Origin of the sequence: Collinsella sp. AM15-2, from assembly GCF_003471985.1 — a bacterium.
Taxonomy (GTDB): Bacteria; Actinomycetota; Coriobacteriia; order Coriobacteriales; family Coriobacteriaceae; genus Collinsella.
The window spans coordinates 1-15410 of sequence record NZ_QRKO01000029.1; the positions used below are offsets into that span (position 1 = coordinate 1).

Genomic DNA, 15410 nt, shown 5'->3' on the forward strand with positions numbered 1-15410 from the left:
CGGCGTAGTTCTTATTTAAGCCGTCCAAGTTTTGGGGTGCAGTTCATCGACCCCGCCCGCTTTTCTTTTTCTCGATAGGAGTACCCATGATTAAGAATGAGAACGTCGAGGGCGAGCCTGCCTACGACGAGACGTACCGCCGCGGCCCCGTGGTCATGCGCGGCCCCATGATTCCCAAGGACAACACCTACGCCAACCTGCTGGCGCCCGAGGACTCGACCGACTGGTTGCACACCGACCCCTGGCGCGTGCTGCGCATTCAGGCAGAGTTCGTTGATGGTTTTGGCGCACTTGCCGAGCTTGGTCCTGCGGTGACCATCTTCGGCAGTGCCCGCACGCCCAAGACCGATCCGCTCTACAAGGCGGCACGCGCCGTTGGCCGCAAGATCGCCCAGCGCGGCTTGGCGGTTATCACCGGCGGTGGTCCCGGCGTCATGGAGGCGGCCAACAGGGGAGCGGCGAGCGCCAACGGCAAGTCGGTCGGCTTGGGTATCGAGCTTCCGCACGAGCAGGGGCTCAATAAATACGTGAACCTCGGCATGGACTTCCGCTACTTCTTTGTGCGCAAAACCATGTTCGTTAAGTACAGCTCGGGCGCCATCGTATTTCCCGGCGGCTTTGGCACGCTCGACGAGATGTTCGAGGTTCTCACGCTGGTGCAGACGCACAAGGTCAAGCGCATGCCGCTCGTGCTGGTGGGCACCGAGTACTGGCAGGGCCTATTCGACTGGCTCAACGGCCCGGTGATGAGCACCGGTATGATTAGCCCGCTCGATCCGGATCTGGTACACATTACCGACGACCTCAACGAGGCCGTTGACATTGCGCTCAGCGGGCTGATGTAGATCAATCGTGCCCACGCGACATGAATACGCATGGCAATCTGATGTTATCTAACATCAGATTGCCATTTATATTGGGTATACTGGTGTAAAAGACGAGGGCGAGGAGGTCGCAAATGTCTACAGCAACAGTTAAGCCTACGACGGTTCGAATCGAAGAGGGGCTCAAGGAGCAGGCGACTGAGTTCTTGGATTCGGTCGGCCTCAGCCTCAATTCCTATCTCAATCTTGCCGTTCGGCAGCTGGTAAATCAGCGAAAGATTCCTTTTGAGATTGTAGGAAGGGCGGAGGTGCCCAACGAGGTGACGAGGCGCGCCATGGTGATCGCCGAGGCTCATGAGCTGGGGATTTTGCCGGACGATAGCCTGTCATTCAATAACGCTGATGAGCTTATGTCATTCCTCGATGAGGAATAGCGATGTTCGAGATTAAAGTCGAGGCTCAATTTAAGGTGGACTACAAACGAACGATGCGCATGCATCCGCAGCTAAAAAGTGAGTTTAAAGCGGCGGTTGCAGAGCTTGTGGCTCATGGGTCACTTCCGGCGGAGTATGGCGCCCACGAGCTCTCAAACCCGGGCGGAAACTACAACGGCCACATCGATTTCCACCTATCCGATGGCTTGGTCGATGTGGTCGTTCTTTATCTTCCCCATAAGACTAACCCAGTGATTAGGCTGGTGAGAATGGGCACTCATCAGGAACTGTTTCAGGGTCCGCTGGGCTGATCGCCGATTTCTAAGTTGCGGTGGAATAGGGATTGATTTGCGGCTGATAAGCCAAAAACAGTTCCTATTCCACCGCAAGTGGTAAAGGTGCCCCTAGTGGATGGGCTGGTAGCGGGGGCAGTAGCTGATGGCGATGGCGTCGACGCCTACATGGGTGGCGATGGTGCAGCCGATGGGGCCGGTGCCGGCGTCTACGTAATCCTGGCCCGCGAGTGCCTCGTTGACAAGTTCCTGCTCCTCGGCGGCGCCGGTCGTGAGCACACGCACGCTTGAGCCCGGGTGCTCGTCCAAAAACGCGAGGCAATCTGCCATGGTGTTGGCGACGATGCGCTTGGCGCCGCGGCCCTTTTTGATGGCCTTGATCTCGCCCGATTTCCACTCCGGCGAAACGGCCAGGCGAATGTTGAGCATCTGCGTGAGCTGGCCGGCAAGCTTGGGCGCGCGGCCGTTCTTAACGAGGTTCTCGAGCGTGCGGGGAATCAGCAGCAGGTGGGCGTCGGGCAGGGCCGCGCGGATCTGCGCCTCGGTCTCGTCCAGGCTGCGGCCGTCCTCGCGCATAGCCAGCGCGTACTCCACCAGCAGGCCCTCGGCGCCCGAGCCGGTGCGCGAATCGATGCAGCGCACGTCGAGCTCGTGGGTCTCGGCGACCAGGCATGCGTTGGAATAGCAGGCGGACCACTCGCTGCACAGCGAGATAAAGATCGCGCTGTCGTGGCCATCGGCGCGTACGCGGTCAAACAGCGCCTTGAACTCGCCGGCGCTCGGCTGCGAGGTGTGCGGCAGCTGCTCGGAGCCAGCCATGCGGGCGACGTATTCCTCGGCGGTAATCTGCACCTGGTCGAGCAGGTCCTCGCCCTCGATAATCACATGCAGCGGAATCACGTAAATGCCGAGCTCTTGGGCACGGGCGGGGGAGATGTCCGACGTGGAGTCGGTTATGATGGCAAAAGACATAATTGCACCTTTCGTTGGGGCGCGGCAGCGCCGCCTTCTGAAAGCAAAGTGCGACAAGTATAGTGGAGTTGCTCTACATTGCTAGGTTCAATTGTTGAATAGTCAACAGTTTGAAGCGGTGGTGTGGAAATCATCAACTGGGGAAGAAGGGTGCCGATGGCGGCATTGCAACTTTGCGAGCGGCCGGTTGTGCTGTTCGATTTTGACGGCACGGTGGCCGATACGGGTCGGGCAGTGATGACCTCGACGCGCAAGACGCTGGCTGCGCGCGGGTTTTCGGAGACGCAGATGGGTGATCTGCGCCGCATGATCGGGCCGCCCCTGTGGAAGAGCTTTCACGACTTTTACGGCTTTTCCCGCGAGGAGTCGCTTGTGGTGGCCGACGAGTACCGCGCCTTTTTTGATGAGCTGGGACCGGAGGAGTACCCCGTGTTCGATGGGATTCCCGAGCTGCTGGATGAGTTGGCCGCCCGGGGCAAGCGTATGGCCGTGGCGACGTCACGCATGGAGGCCAAATGCATCGACATGGTGCATGAGCTTGGTCTTTCTCAGTTCGAAGCCGTGGTTGGCATGAATCCGCCGCAGGGGCGCGAGACCAAGGCCGATTCGGTTCGCGATGCCCTGGCGGCGCTCGGCGCGACGGCGGACGATGCCGTGATGATCGGCGATCGCTTTAACGACGTCGAGGGCGCGCACGCGATGGGCGTGCCGTGCATCGGCATCTATTCGGGCGCGGCGGCGCCGGGTGAGCATGAGGCGGCGGGTGCCGATGCAGTGGTGCACTCGGTGGCCGAGCTTGCTAAACTTTTCTCTATCTAGGAACTAAATGTGAGGGGCGGGTACGCTTGCCGCTCATTGGTAAGGAGGCAGTCTATGAATCAGGTGGAGCAGAGCGTCGCTGAGTATGTCGACGAGGTCTGGGAAGATGTCGTCGCCGATATCGAGCAGCTGGTGAGCTATCCGTCCGTGGCAGTTTCTGCCGATGCAGAGCCCGGCGCGCCGTTTGGCCGCCCGGTCCGTGACGCGCTCGACTGTGCGCTCGGCATCGCGCAGAAGCTTGGCTATCAGACGAGCGACGACGAGGGCTATGTGGGCATTGCCGATATCCCTGGCCGCGGCGACAAGCAGCTCGCGACCATCTGCCACGTGGACGTGGTGCCCGCCGGCCCGGGCTGGAACACCGACCCGTTTGCGCTGGAGCGTCGCGAGGGCTGGCTGCTCGGCCGCGGCGTTATCGACGACAAGGGTCCGGCGGTGCTGTCACTCTACGCCGGCGCCTATCTGCTCAAGCACGGCATTACCCCGCGCTATACTTTCCGCGCGCTGCTGGGCTGCGATGAGGAAGTGGGCATGTCCGACGTTCACCATTATCTGGAGAACCACGCAGACCCCGACTTTTTGTTTACGCCCGATGCCGAGTTTCCGGTCTGCAATGCCGAGAAGGGCCAGTTTGGGGCGACGTTCGTGAGTCCCAAGATCGACGGCGGGCGCATCGTGTCGTGGAGCGGCTCCGAGGCGAGCAATGCCATTCCGTCGCAGTCCATCTGCGAGCTCGCGATTGCCGCCGATGAGCTGCCGGCGCCCGTTGAGAACGCCGACCGCCTGGAGATCACGGCGCTTGATAACGGGCATGCGCAGATTTTCGCCCACGGCATTGGCGGTCATGCCTCGATGCCAGAGGGAACGATCAACGCCGTCGGGCTGATCGTGGCGTATCTGCGCGAGGCCGAGGACGCGTTTGGTGCACGCGACGAGCGCCTGCTGACGCCTGCCGAGCACGAGTTCGTCAAGTTCCTGGCCTTTGTGCATGCGGACGCCTATGGTCGCGGCCTGGGTATCGATGCGACGAGTCCGGCGTTTGGCCCGCTTACCTGCAACGCTGGCGTCATCCGCGTGGCGGATGGCCATATTGAGCAGGTCATCGACGTGCGCTTCCCCGACAGCACGAGTGCCGATACCATCCGCGAGCAGCTCGATCCGCTCGTGGGCCGTTTTGGCGTGACGTGCCGTGTGGGTCGTGCGAAGGTGCCGTTCTCGGTCTCTGCCGACGATCCGGCCGTGAAGGCGCTTATTGATACCTATAACGAGTTTACGGGCAAGCATGCTGAGCCCTTTGCCATGGGCGGCGGCACGTACGCGCGCAACTTTGCCCGCGCCGTCTCGTTTGGCCCCGAGGAGACCGGTCTGGAGCTGCCCGAGTGGGGCGGCCAGATGCACGGTCCCAACGAGTGCGCCAACGAGGAACAGCTCAAGCAGGCGCTCAAGATTTATATCGTGGCAATCTTACGTTTGAACGAGCTTGAGCTTTAAGGCTGCGGCGTTTTAACAACTTAGCACCCCTTTCGTCCGGGCTTTTTAAGTTGCGGTGGAATAGTTCCTAGAATGGGCCATTTGATGGCCAAGCAGGAACTATTTCACCGCAACTTTGTTTTTATTGGTGTAAAAGGCGGGTCATGCTTGGTGGCGGGTTTGTTATTCGTTTGTAAAGCCGAGCCGCGCTTGCGGTAAGGGTCTATCAGATGCCCGTAATAAAGCGCAGCTGACGCGGGCGCTGCCCGATCGAGACCGTATCTTTCCAAACAGCAAAGCGGGCAGGGTGCCCGCGAGTCGCTTGTATGAAAGGAAGATCATGCTCGATCAGGCTTATTCTCGTCGTCAGTTCCTCGGCCTCGCTGGTGGTCTTGCCAGCATCGTCGGTCTCGGTCTCGTTGGTTGCGGCGGCGCAGGCGCAACCGACGCCGCCGACAAGGGTAGCGCCGCTGCTGCCGAGTCCGTCTCGGGTGAGGTAACCTACGACGGCGCCTCCTCGTTCCAGGCTCTCGTCGAGGCTGCTGCCGAGAAGTTTATGGATGCCAACCCCGACGTCTCCGTCTCCGGTTCGGGCAACGGTTCGGGCAAGGGCCTGACCGCTGTCGCCGCCGGCACCGTCACCATCGGTAACTCTGACGTCTTCGCCGAGACCAAGCTCGAGGCCGATCAGGTCAAGAACCTCGTCGACCACGAGGTCGCCGTCGTGGGCATGGGCCCCGTCGTCTCCAAGAACGTTACGGTCGACGACCTGTCCCTCGAGCAGCTCAAGGGGATCTTCTCCGGCCAGATCACCAACTGGAAGGAGGTCGGTGGCGACGACGCCACCATCGTCGTCCTCAACCGCAAGGCCGGCTCCGGTACCCGCGCCACCTTTGAGGCTGCCGTCTTTGGCGACGAGGCCAACGACTTTAAGGGCGACGCCGAGCTCGACAAGTCCGGCGACGTCCAGACCCAGATGGCCAGCACCGACAACGCCATCTCCTACCTCGACTTCTCGCACTTCGACGACTCCAAGTTCAACGCCATCAAGGTCGAGGGCGTCGAGCCCAAGAGCGCAAACGTTACCGACGACTCCTTTAAGATCTGGGCGACCGAGCACATGTACTGCTCCAAGGACGCCGACGAGGCCACCACGGCCTTCCTGGAGTTCATGCTTTCCGACGACGTCCAGGGCAAGCTCGTCGAGGAGCAGGGCTTTATCCCCGTCTCTGCCATGAAGGTCGTCAAGGACGCCAGCGGCAAGGTATCCGCTAAATAAGTAATCGCCCCGGAAAGGTTTGCAATGGCAAAACAGCTGCCAAAGCGCGACCTTGAGAACGTGGGCCTGGGCGTCACGGGCGCGTGCGTAGCGCTCGTGACGCTTGTCGTTGCCGCGCTCATCTTTATGGTCGCCCAAAAGGGCCTCTCGGCTTTTCTCAAGGACGGCGTCTCGGTCGTAGAGTTCTTCGCCGGCACCAAGTGGGATCTGGCCAACACAGCCGAAAACGGCCTGCCCTACACCGGCGCCCTGCCCCTGATCGTCACCTCGTTTGCGGTCATGGTGCTCTCCACGCTCATCGCGCTGCCCATCGCCATCGGCTCTGCCATCTTTGCGGTCGAGATCCAGCCTAAGTTTGGCTCCAAGGTCTTTCAGCCGCTTATTGAGCTTTTGACCGGCATTCCCTCGGTCGTCTTTGGCCTGATTGGCTTTCACGTGGTCGTCGGTCTTATGAAGAGCGTTTTCCACGTAAGCACGGGTCTGGGCATCTTGCCCGGCGCCATCGTACTGGCGGTCATGATTCTGCCGACGATGACTACGCTTTCGGTCGACGGCCTGCGCGCCGTGCCCGATAGCTACCGTCAGGGCTCGCTCGCGCTGGGCTATACCCGCTGGCAGACCATCTGGCACGTGGTGCTCAAGTCCGCCATGCCGTCGCTCATGACCGCGGTCATCCTTGGTATGACCCGCGCCTTTGGCGAGACGCTCGCCGTGCGTATGGTCATCGGCGGCATCGAGGCCATGCCGACGTCGCTGCTGTCGCCGGCGTCCACCATCACCACCACGCTCACCACGTCTATGGCGGTCTATGCCGAGGGCTCGGCCCAAGACGATGTTCTGTGGGCGCTCGGTCTGCTGCTGATGGGCATGAGCCTCATCTTCATCTTGATCATCCACCTTATCGGCCGCAAGGGGGCGAAGGCTCGTGGCTAGCACGCGCATCCACATCGACGAGGCGAGACTCGGGCGTGTCCAAAGGCAGGACCGCATCGCCACGGGCGTGCTGACGGCGATTGTCGCCATCGTCATGCTTATCGTCGTCTCCATGGTGGCCTACATCCTGTTCGAGGGTATCTCGACGCTGTTCCAGCCGGGCTTTCTCACGCAGCCCGCACGCGCCAACGGAACGCAGGGCGGCGTGCTCTACCAGCTGTTCGACTCGTTCTATCTGCTGCTGATCACCCTGATCATCTCGGTGCCCATCAGCCTGGGCGGCGCGGTCTTTTTGGTTGAGTACGCGCCCGATGGGCCTATTCGCGACATCGCCTCGACCGCCATCGAGACGCTGTCCTCGCTGCCCTCCATTGTCGTAGGCATGTTCGGCTTTCTGGTGTTCTCGGTGCAGCTGGGCTGGAAGTACTCCATCATCTCCGGCGCCGTCGCGCTCACCATGTTCAACATCCCCATCCTGGTGCGCGTGATTCAGCAGGCGCTCGAGGACGTGCCGCAGGCCCAGCGCGATGCGTGCCTGGCCATGGGCCTCACTCGCTGGGAGGCCACACTGCACATCCTGATTCCCGAGGCCATGCCCGCCATCGTGACCGGCATCGTGCTTTCGGCCGGCCGCGTGTTTGGCGAGGCCGCGGCGCTGCTCTTTACCTCGGGCATGAGCTCGCCGGTTCGCCTGAACTTCTTGAGTTTTAACCTGTCGAGCCCCACCTCCGCCTGGAACGTGTTCCGTCCCGGCGAGTCGCTGGCCGTGCACATCTACAAGATCTATGGCGAGGGCAGCCCCGAGGCCCAGCAGATCGTCTGGGGCATCGCGGCACTGCTGATGATTTGCGTGCTGCTGTTTAACGTAGTCGCCCGTATCGTGGGCAAGCAACTGGCAAGGAAGATGACGGCCGAATGAGCGAGATGAACACAACGCCCGCAACCGAGGCGGCATCGTCCGACACCCAGGACTTTTTGTCGAGCGTGGGGGAGAGCGAGAAACGTGTTCGCGTGAGCGACAAGGCCGTGAGCGACGAGGTCGTGGTCTCCACCAAGGACGTCAACGTGTACTATGGCGACCACCATGCGCTGCACGATGCGTCGCTCGACTTTCACAAGGGCGAGATCACGGCGCTCATCGGGCCTTCGGGCTGCGGCAAGTCGACCTTTTTGCGCAGCCTCAACCTTATGAATCGCGAGATTCGCGGCTGTCGCGTGGAGGGCGAGATCAACTACCGCGGCCGCAACGTGAACACCAAGACCGAGAACACCTACGAGCTGCGTCGGTCCATTGGCATGGTGTTCCAGCAGCCAAACCCGTTCCGCAAGTCCATTCGCGACAACATTACGTTTGCGCCCAAGCGCCACGGCATCACCGACCGCGACGAGCTCGACCGCATGGTCGAGGAGAGCTTGCGTGGCGCCGCGCTGTGGGACGAGGTCAAGGACAAGCTGGACAAGAGCGCCTACGCGCTTTCGGGCGGCCAGCAGCAGCGTTTGTGCATCGCGCGCACGCTTGCGCTCAACCCCGACGTGATCCTGTTTGACGAGCCCTGCTCGGCGCTCGACCCCATCTCGACGCTGGCGATCGAGGACCTCATGTCGTCGATCGCGGCCGACCGCGCCATCGTCATCGTGACGCACAACATGGAGCAGGCGTCGCGCGTGTCCAACCGCACGGCGTTCTTCTACATGGGCGATATGGTCGAGTACGACGAGACCGACGAGATTTTCCAACGGCCCAAGGATAAGCGGCTGAATGATTACCTCACCGGCATGTTCTCCTAGTCCGGGACATGCTTGAGGCCTGCGGCGGCCACGGTTGTCGCGGGACTGATTGGAGAGGCGGGTCATCTCTTGCGGGAGATGGCCCGCCTTTTTGTGTCGTGTGCTGGTGCGCTTGCCCAAAACCACCACAAAGGTGCCTGTCCCCTTTGTGGTGGTTTTCGCTATCATGGACAACGTTGAATTTCTACGAAGGAGCAGGGCATATGGCGATTCTTTTGGGATGCGATTCCGTCAGCCTAGAGTTTCCCACCAAGCATATTTTCGATAGCGTGACGCTCGGCGTGGGCGAGGGCGACCGCATTGGTATTGTCGGTAAAAACGGCGACGGCAAGTCGACGCTGCTGAGCGTGCTCGCCGGCACGCTGGAGCCCGATGACGGACGCGTGACGCACCGCCGCGGCACCACGATCGGTCTACTCGGCCAAAAGGATCAGCTTGTCGACACCGATACCGTGCATCATGCCGTTGTGGGCGACACGCCCGAGTACGAGTGGGCGTCGAGCCCCCGTACGCGCCAGATCCTCGCCGGCCTCATTAGCGATGTGCCCTGGGAGGGCATGGTAGGCGAGCTCTCGGGCGGTCAGCGCCGCCGCGTGGACCTCGCGCGCCTGCTGATCGGCGACTACGACGTGCTCATGCTCGATGAGCCCACCAACCACCTGGACATGCGCACCATCAACTGGCTTGCACGCCATCTTAAGGCCCGCTGGCAGCGCGGTCAGGGCGCGATGCTCGTGGTCACGCACGACCGCTGGTTCTTGGACGAGGTCTGCACCAGCATGTGGGAGGTCCACGACGGCCAGGTCGATCCCTTCGAGGGCGGTTACTCCGCATATATCCTTCAACGCGTTGAGCGCGACCGCATGGCCGCCGTCACCGAGGAGCGCCGTCGCAACATGGCGCGCAAGGAGCTCGCGTGGCTGAGCCGCGGCGCCCAGGCTCGTTCCACCAAGCCCAAGTTTCGCGTTGAGGCTGCTCGCGAGCTGATCGCCGACGTGCCGCCCGTACGTGACGAGCTAGAGCTCAAGCGCCTGGCCGTGAGCCGCCTGGGCAAGCAGGTTATCGATGTGGTCGACGTGGACGCCGGCTATGCGGATGCCGATGGCACGTCCAAACAGGTGCTCACCGATGTGACCTGGCTCATTGGTGCGGGCGATCGCTATGGTCTTTTGGGCGAGAACGGCGCCGGCAAGTCCACGTTGCTCGACGTGATTCAGGGCAAGATCGCGCCCCTGCGCGGTCGCGTGAAGATTGGCCAGACGGTGCGCTTTGGCGTGCTGTCGCAGCAGCTCGAGGAGCTCGAGCCCTACATGGGCGACACGATTCGCGAGGTGCTCAGCAACTATAAGAAGTACTACGTCATAGACGGCAAGGAGACTTCGCCCGAGAAGCTTTGCGAGCGTCTGGGCTTTTCGACGCAGCAGCTCTGGAGCCGCATCGGCGATCTTTCGGGCGGCCAGCGCCGCCGCCTGTCGCTGTTGCTGACGATCCTGGACGAACCCAACGTGCTCATCTTGGACGAGCCCGGCAACGACCTGGATACCGATATGCTGGCGATTGTCGAGGACCTGCTCGACGGCTGGCCCGGCACGCTGATTCTGGTGACGCACGACCGCTTTTTGATGGAGCGCGTGACTGACCAGCAGTGGGCGCTGCTCGATGGCCATCTGACGCATATGCCTGGCGGCGTCGACCAGTACCTGCGCCTGTGCAACGCCACCGCCGAGGGCGAGCCCGTGGGTGCACCGAGCGCCAAGACCGGCACGTTTGACACCGGTGCCGCGGCGGCTGCGGCCGAAAAGCCCAAGTCGAGCGGCCAGCCCAATGGCCTTTCCAACGCCGAACGCCAGAAGCTTCGCCGCGAGGTGAGCTCGCTCGAGCGCAAAATGGAGACGCAGCGCGCCCGCGTGGAGGAGGCCGAGGCCGCGATGGCTCAGGTCGACCCCACCAACTACACGGCGCTGGGCGAGCAGCAGGCAAAGATCGACGAGGCCCACGCCGCCATGGACGAGTTGGAGATGGCGTGGCTCGAGGCGAGCGAGAGGCTCGAGGGCGAGGAGTAGGCGAGGATGATCAAGGCCGCGTTTTTCGATATCGACGGCACGTTGCTGAGCTTTAAGACCCATCGGATTCCGGCGTCGGCGCAGCAGGTGCTCGACAGCTTTCATGAGCAGGGGATTGCGTGCGTGATCGCCACGGGTCGCCCGACCTATCAGATGCCCGATTGGCTGTTCGAATTGGGTTGGGATGCGTACATTACGCTCTCGGGCCAGCACTGCTTTGATGCCGAGGGGGTTTACCGCAGCTGCCCGATCGATCCGGACGACGTTGCGGTGATCGTGGACCAGGTGGCGCAGGGACGCTACGACTCGCTGTGTATGCAGGGCGAGAACTCGTTTGTGAACCGCCTGTCCGAGCGCGTGGTGACGGCCGGCAACAACGCGGGGATCGTCTACCACGAGGAACCGTTTGAGCGCGCCTTTGACGCACCGGTCTACCAGTTCTGCGCCTTTGTGGACCCGGCCGACGAGCATATCGTGACCGATGCGGTGTCGCATTCGCTCACTACGCGCTGGTGCGATCTGTTCTGCGACATTATTCCGGCAAACGGCGGCAAGGACCTGGGTGTGGCGGCGACGCTGGAGCGCCTGGGCATCGACGCGAGCGAGGCGATTGCCTTTGGCGACGGCGAGAACGACCTGTCGATGTTTGCCGCCGTGGGCACGAGCGTGGCCATGGGCAACGCGCAGGCGACCGTGAAGGCCGCAGCGACCTACGTAACGACCGCCGTGGATGACGACGGCATCTACAACGCCGCAAAGCACTTTGGGCTGGTGTAGCTGCAGATTCGGCACTTGGGGACACTCCTTGCCAATCCGACCGGCGAGTTGGCCAATCGGCAAAGACTGTCCCCAATGACTAGTCGTTTAAGAACGTCCTCAATGACTACCCGTTTTTTGTGAATCAAGGCTAACTTTCTAAACAATGTAGTAAGACATGGGCAACTTTTGCGGTAAAGTAAATCAAGCAAAAGTATCCAAAGGCTAACTAGAAGCCATCGCGAAAGGCGGCCCATGGCCCTGCGTGAATCTGGAGAAGACTATCTCGAATCTATCTATGTGCTCTCGGAACGGCAGGGTACCGTTCGCTCGATTGACGTTGCCGAATACCTTGGCGTAACCAAGGCAAGCGTCTCCAAGGCCATGGCGACGCTGGAAAGCAACGGCTATGTCGAAATGGGCAAGCGCGATGTGCACCTGACGGAGCGAGGGCTTGAGGTCGCCCGCCAAATGTGGGAGCGTCACTGCTTTTTTGTAGAGCTGCTCGAGGAAGCAGGCGTTTCGGCAGAGGTTGCCTCGCAAGAAGGTTGCCACATGGAGCATTGCCTGAGCGAGGAGAGCTTCGAGAAGTTGAGGGCGATGTTGAGCCGGGGCAGCGACAGGGACCAGTAGCCCCGCCAACCAAATCCAACTCAGACAAGGAACCCCGCCAGCAAGCGATGCCCAAGAACCGCCAGCAACGTCACCGCAGGCCGGGGCCGGGCTTGGTTTTTGAAAACACTCCGCAGACCAGAAGCGCCCCCGTTCGTAGCTCCGAAGGAGCAGAACGGGGGCGCTTCATTGGTCGAGGACGTTTTCAAAAACCAAGCCCGGTCCCGGCCGGAGGGACCACAGGCGCTACAGGTTCTTGACACCCATCGCGCGCATGGCGTTCAGGATAGCGATGATCGCCACGCCTACGTCGCCAAAGACGGCAAGCCACATATTGGCGATACCCAGCGCTGCCAGCACAAGGATCAGCAGCTTAATGCCCAGCGCAAAGATTATGTTCTGCCAAACAATCGACATGGTCTTGCGCGCCACGCGGATCGCGCGGGAAATGTTGGACGGCTTGTCGTCCATCAGCACCACGTCGGCGGCCTCGATCGCGGCGTCGGAGCCCATGGCGCCCATGGCAATGCCCACATCGGCGCGCGTAAGCACAGGCGCGTCGTTGATACCGTCGCCGACAAAGGCGAGCTTGCCCTTGCCACTTTCGGCCGCGAGTAGCGCCTCAACGCGCTCGACCTTGTCGCCCGGCAGGAGCTGCGCGTGGAACTCGTCGAGACCGAGTTGCTTGGCCACAGACGCTGCAACCTCCTCGCGGTCGCCCGTGAGCATGACGGTGCGGTTGATACCGGCGGCATGCAGGTCGCGAATCGTTTGCTCCGCATCGGCCTTAACGGTGTCTGCAATCACGATGTGGCCGGCGTACACGCCGTCAACGAGCACGTGGAGGATCGTGCCGACAACCTCACAGTCCGGTGCTTCAACGCCGGCCGCGGCGAGCATCTTGGCGTTGCCAACGACGACGTGCTTGCCGTCGATGGTTGCCGTCACGCCGTGGCCCGCGTCGTTGGCGGAGTCGCTCACGCGCTTGGGGTCGACCTCGCCCTGGTAGGCGTCGCGCACGGACTGCGCGATGGGGTGATCGGAGAACGACTCAGCAAGGGCTGCGACTTCGAGCAGCGACTGCTCGGTATAGCCAGCCTCGGGGTGCACCGCGACGACTGAGAACGTGCCGTTGGTGAGGGTGCCCGTTTTGTCGAAGACGATGGTGTCCACGTCGGCGAGCGTCTCGAGGTAGTTGGAGCCCTTGATGAGAACGCCCAGCTTGGACGCGCCGCCGATGCCGCCAAAGAAACTCAACGGTACGCTGATCACGAGGGCGCACGGGCAGCTGACGACCAGGAAGGTCAGGCCGCGCAGGATCCAATCGGACCAAGCGCCAGTCACCAGGCCGCCGCCAAGCACGAGCACCGCGGCAGCGCCAGTGACGGCGGGGGTGTAGACGCGGGCAAAGCGCGTGATGAAGTTCTCGGTGCGCGCCTTCTTTTCGCTGGCATTCTCCACGAGCTCCAGAACACGCGCGACGGTTGACTCGCCAAAGAGCTTGGTGGTGCGCACGTGGATGAGGCCCGTCATGTTGATGCAACCGCTGATGATATCGTCGCCGGTCTTGGCCGGGCGGGGGACCGACTCGCCCGTGAGTGCGGCGGTGTCGAGCTGGGTTTCGCCCTCGACGATGACGCCGTCGATAGGCACGCGCTCGCCGGGCTTGACCACGATCACGGTGCCGACGGCGATGTCATTGGGAAAGACCTGTTCGAGTGTGCCGTCGGCTTGCTCGACGTTAGCGTAGTCGGGCGCGATGTCCATCATGGCACTGATCGACTTGCGGCTCTTGCCCACGGCGTATGCCTGGAACAACTCGCCGACCTGGTAGAACAGCATGACAGCGGCGCCTTCGGCCATGTGCGGGTCGGTGTCGGGGAAGAGCACCATGGCAAACGCGCCGATGGTCGCGACGGCCATGAGGAAGCTCTCGTCGAAGGCCTTGCCGCGGCGGATGTTATTGAATGCCTTTTGCAGTACGTCGTAGCCGGCAATCAAAAACGGCACGAGGAACAGCACAAAGCTGGCGTAGATGTTGCCGGGCTCCCCAAATGCGATAGTGAGGGCGCCGAGCTCGTCGAGGGCATAAACAACGGCAAAAATGCCCAGTGCTATCAGGATGCGGTTGCGCTTATGCTCAAGGGACTCTTTCTTCTTGCGCTTCTTCTTTTTCTTTTTGGGATCGGCGGCTGTCATGATTCAAACCTCTCATTTGAGTTTATGAACACTCGCTCATATAATTTCGCGAGCAAAGGCCGCGGCAAGCGCGGCCTCGCAGGTCAACGTATGCGCGGGTTAGAGAATGATCTCGCAGTCCGGCTCGGCGTCGGCGGTGAACTCAACGACGCGGTCCAGGACCTCGTCGAACTTGGCGTCGTCGGCCTCGAGCGTCAGCTTCTGGGTCATAAAGTTGACCGAAACGGACTTGACGCCATCGAGCTTAGCCAGCTCGTCCTGAAGTTCACGCGCGCAGTTGGCGCAATCGATCTCGTCGAGCTTGAACTGCTTTTTCATGGTGGGTTCCTTTCCCTGTGTTAGCGGTCTGGGTGCCGGCCGCGCTGATACCGTGGTTGATTGCTATTCGCAGATATGGCTCATGCCCTGGTTAAGCATGGTGTAGACGTGATCGTCGGCAAGCGAGTAGAGAATGTTGCGGCCGTCGCGGCGGAACTTGACCAGGTGCGACTGCTTAAGCGTGCGCAGCTGGTGCGACACCGCAGACTGCGAGGTCGCGGTCGCTTCGGCGATGTCAGCCACGCAGAGCTCGCGACCCATGAGGGCATAGAGAATCTTGATGCGCGTGGTGTCGCTGAAGACCTTGAACAGGTCGGCAAGGTCGTAGAGAAGCTCCTCGTCGGGAAGGTCCTCGGGCGAGCAGGTGGTGGGGACGATCGGCTCGGTGGCCTCGATGCCAGTCTTTGTTTCATCAGCGTGGCTGCTCATTGCAACATCCTTTCATATGAACATGCGCTCATATAACTTACTTCCGATTATATGAGCGCATGTTCATATGTCAATGACGTTCAGGTAATTCGTCGCACAAAATGATGGGGAATAGTGGACGAGATTCCGGACTGAGCGGTTTTGATAGCCGATGCCGGGGTGGGTGCCCCCGCGCCGGTAGCGCGCAGAGATGTGGTGTAAGAGGCGGGGAATGCCCCGCC

General features: G+C 61.4%; 16 protein-coding genes. 12 read left to right on the plus strand and 4 right to left on the minus strand.

Annotated elements, in window-relative coordinates; genetic code table 11:
- Positions 1–86 precede the first annotated feature (86 nt).
- From DW171_RS09375 to DW171_RS09385, 3 genes are all read left to right on the plus strand, one after another.
- On the plus strand, positions 87–845 hold the full coding sequence (locus DW171_RS09375; protein ID WP_118271049.1) for a TIGR00730 family Rossman fold protein: 759 nt from the start codon (positions 87–89) through the stop codon (positions 843–845).
- Positions 846–958: 113 nt separating this feature from the next.
- Entirely contained in the window at positions 959–1258 is a 300-nt protein-coding gene (locus DW171_RS09380; RefSeq protein ID WP_055250873.1) for a type II toxin-antitoxin system RelB/DinJ family antitoxin, read from the plus strand.
- Positions 1259–1260: 2 nt separating this feature from the next.
- Positions 1261–1569: a type II toxin-antitoxin system YafQ family toxin gene (locus tag DW171_RS09385; RefSeq protein ID WP_055250871.1), complete on the plus strand. Its 309-nt coding sequence runs from the start codon at positions 1261–1263 to the stop codon at positions 1567–1569.
- A gap of 93 nt (positions 1570–1662) precedes the next feature.
- Here the strand turns inward: DW171_RS09385 and DW171_RS09390 are convergent, their stop codons facing one another.
- Positions 1663–2523, minus strand: a complete 861-nt coding sequence (locus tag DW171_RS09390) for a DegV family protein (protein WP_117735923.1) — start codon at positions 2521–2523, stop codon at positions 1663–1665.
- A gap of 156 nt (positions 2524–2679) precedes the next feature.
- On the opposite strand from DW171_RS09390, the gene DW171_RS09395 reads away from it, so the two are divergent.
- The 9 genes from DW171_RS09395 to DW171_RS09435 all read left to right on the plus strand — a co-directional run bounded on the left by DW171_RS09395 (position 2680) and on the right by DW171_RS09435 (position 12264).
- Positions 2680–3342 carry an HAD hydrolase-like protein gene (locus tag DW171_RS09395; protein ID WP_089572099.1) on the plus strand — a complete coding sequence of 221 codons (663 nt, stop codon included), beginning with the start codon at positions 2680–2682 and terminating at the stop codon, positions 3340–3342.
- A 54-nt stretch (positions 3343–3396) separates the two neighbouring features.
- Positions 3397–4833: a M20 family metallopeptidase gene (locus DW171_RS09400; RefSeq protein ID WP_117637296.1), complete on the plus strand. Its 1437-nt coding sequence runs from the start codon at positions 3397–3399 to the stop codon at positions 4831–4833.
- 319 nt (positions 4834–5152) lie between these two features.
- Positions 5153–6091, plus strand: coding sequence for a phosphate ABC transporter substrate-binding protein (locus DW171_RS09405; RefSeq protein ID WP_118271050.1), 939 nt, complete (start codon positions 5153–5155; stop codon positions 6089–6091).
- 24 nt (positions 6092–6115) lie between these two features.
- Entirely contained in the window at positions 6116–7024 is a 909-nt protein-coding gene (gene pstC / locus DW171_RS09410) for a phosphate ABC transporter permease subunit PstC (protein ID WP_117786412.1), read from the plus strand.
- On the plus strand, positions 7017–7943 hold the full coding sequence (pstA, locus tag DW171_RS09415; RefSeq protein WP_118271051.1) for a phosphate ABC transporter permease PstA: 927 nt from the start codon (positions 7017–7019) through the stop codon (positions 7941–7943). The genes pstC and pstA overlap by 8 nt, the downstream gene beginning before the upstream one ends.
- A complete protein-coding gene (gene pstB / locus DW171_RS09420) occupies positions 7940–8812 on the plus strand; it encodes a phosphate ABC transporter ATP-binding protein PstB (protein ID WP_199586934.1) in 873 nt (290 codons plus the stop codon). Before pstA ends, pstB begins: the two co-directional genes overlap by 4 nt.
- A gap of 203 nt (positions 8813–9015) precedes the next feature.
- The gene (locus tag DW171_RS09425; protein WP_118271052.1) at positions 9016–10875 is read left to right on the plus strand and encodes an ABC-F family ATP-binding cassette domain-containing protein; all 1860 of its coding nucleotides are present in this window, start codon (positions 9016–9018) and stop codon (positions 10873–10875) included.
- 6 nt (positions 10876–10881) lie between these two features.
- The gene (locus tag DW171_RS09430; RefSeq protein WP_118271053.1) at positions 10882–11652 is read left to right on the plus strand and encodes a Cof-type HAD-IIB family hydrolase; all 771 of its coding nucleotides are present in this window, start codon (positions 10882–10884) and stop codon (positions 11650–11652) included.
- A gap of 234 nt (positions 11653–11886) precedes the next feature.
- Positions 11887–12264: a metal-dependent transcriptional regulator gene (locus DW171_RS09435; protein ID WP_118271054.1), complete on the plus strand. Its 378-nt coding sequence runs from the start codon at positions 11887–11889 to the stop codon at positions 12262–12264.
- A gap of 225 nt (positions 12265–12489) precedes the next feature.
- Here DW171_RS09435 and DW171_RS09440 read toward each other — a convergent pair whose 3' ends face one another.
- The 3 genes from DW171_RS09440 to DW171_RS09450 form a co-directional block, all read right to left on the minus strand.
- Complete coding sequence (locus DW171_RS09440) at positions 12490–14442, minus strand: heavy metal translocating P-type ATPase (protein WP_199586936.1); 1953 nt, start codon at positions 14440–14442, stop codon at positions 12490–12492.
- Positions 14443–14541: 99 nt separating this feature from the next.
- Positions 14542–14760, minus strand: a complete 219-nt coding sequence (locus DW171_RS09445; RefSeq protein ID WP_055252067.1) for a cation transporter — start codon at positions 14758–14760, stop codon at positions 14542–14544.
- A gap of 63 nt (positions 14761–14823) precedes the next feature.
- Positions 14824–15189 (minus strand): helix-turn-helix transcriptional regulator, encoded by a 366-nt coding sequence (locus tag DW171_RS09450; RefSeq protein WP_055252065.1) that lies wholly within the window; start codon positions 15187–15189, stop codon positions 14824–14826.
- Between the last annotated feature and the right edge of the window lie 221 nt (positions 15190–15410).

What these genes read in the sequence shown, in the direction of transcription:
- DW171_RS09445 (WP_055252067.1), bottom strand. Translation starts at nt 14,760, where the DNA reads ATGAAAAAGCAGTTCAAGCTCGACGAGATCGATTGCGCCAACTGCGCG.
- DW171_RS09405 (WP_118271050.1), top strand. Translation starts at nt 5,153, where the DNA reads ATGCTCGATCAGGCTTATTCTCGTCGTCAGTTCCTCGGCCTCGCTGGT.
- DW171_RS09380 (WP_055250873.1), top strand. Translation starts at nt 959, where the DNA reads ATGTCTACAGCAACAGTTAAGCCTACGACGGTTCGAATCGAAGAGGGG.
- DW171_RS09450 (WP_055252065.1), bottom strand. Translation starts at nt 15,189, where the DNA reads ATGAGCAGCCACGCTGATGAAACAAAGACTGGCATCGAGGCCACCGAG.
- DW171_RS09425 (WP_118271052.1), top strand. Translation starts at nt 9,016, where the DNA reads ATGGCGATTCTTTTGGGATGCGATTCCGTCAGCCTAGAGTTTCCCACC.
- DW171_RS09440 (WP_199586936.1), bottom strand. Translation starts at nt 14,442, where the DNA reads ATGACAGCCGCCGATCCCAAAAAGAAAAAGAAGAAGCGCAAGAAGAAA.
- DW171_RS09400 (WP_117637296.1), top strand. Translation starts at nt 3,397, where the DNA reads ATGAATCAGGTGGAGCAGAGCGTCGCTGAGTATGTCGACGAGGTCTGG.
- pstC (WP_117786412.1), top strand. Translation starts at nt 6,116, where the DNA reads ATGGCAAAACAGCTGCCAAAGCGCGACCTTGAGAACGTGGGCCTGGGC.
- pstB (WP_199586934.1), top strand. Translation starts at nt 7,940, where the DNA reads ATGAGCGAGATGAACACAACGCCCGCAACCGAGGCGGCATCGTCCGAC.
- DW171_RS09375 (WP_118271049.1), top strand. Translation starts at nt 87, where the DNA reads ATGATTAAGAATGAGAACGTCGAGGGCGAGCCTGCCTACGACGAGACG.
- DW171_RS09430 (WP_118271053.1), top strand. Translation starts at nt 10,882, where the DNA reads ATGATCAAGGCCGCGTTTTTCGATATCGACGGCACGTTGCTGAGCTTT.
- DW171_RS09390 (WP_117735923.1), bottom strand. Translation starts at nt 2,523, where the DNA reads ATGTCTTTTGCCATCATAACCGACTCCACGTCGGACATCTCCCCCGCC.
- DW171_RS09385 (WP_055250871.1), top strand. Translation starts at nt 1,261, where the DNA reads ATGTTCGAGATTAAAGTCGAGGCTCAATTTAAGGTGGACTACAAACGA.
- DW171_RS09395 (WP_089572099.1), top strand. Translation starts at nt 2,680, where the DNA reads ATGGCGGCATTGCAACTTTGCGAGCGGCCGGTTGTGCTGTTCGATTTT.
- DW171_RS09435 (WP_118271054.1), top strand. Translation starts at nt 11,887, where the DNA reads ATGGCCCTGCGTGAATCTGGAGAAGACTATCTCGAATCTATCTATGTG.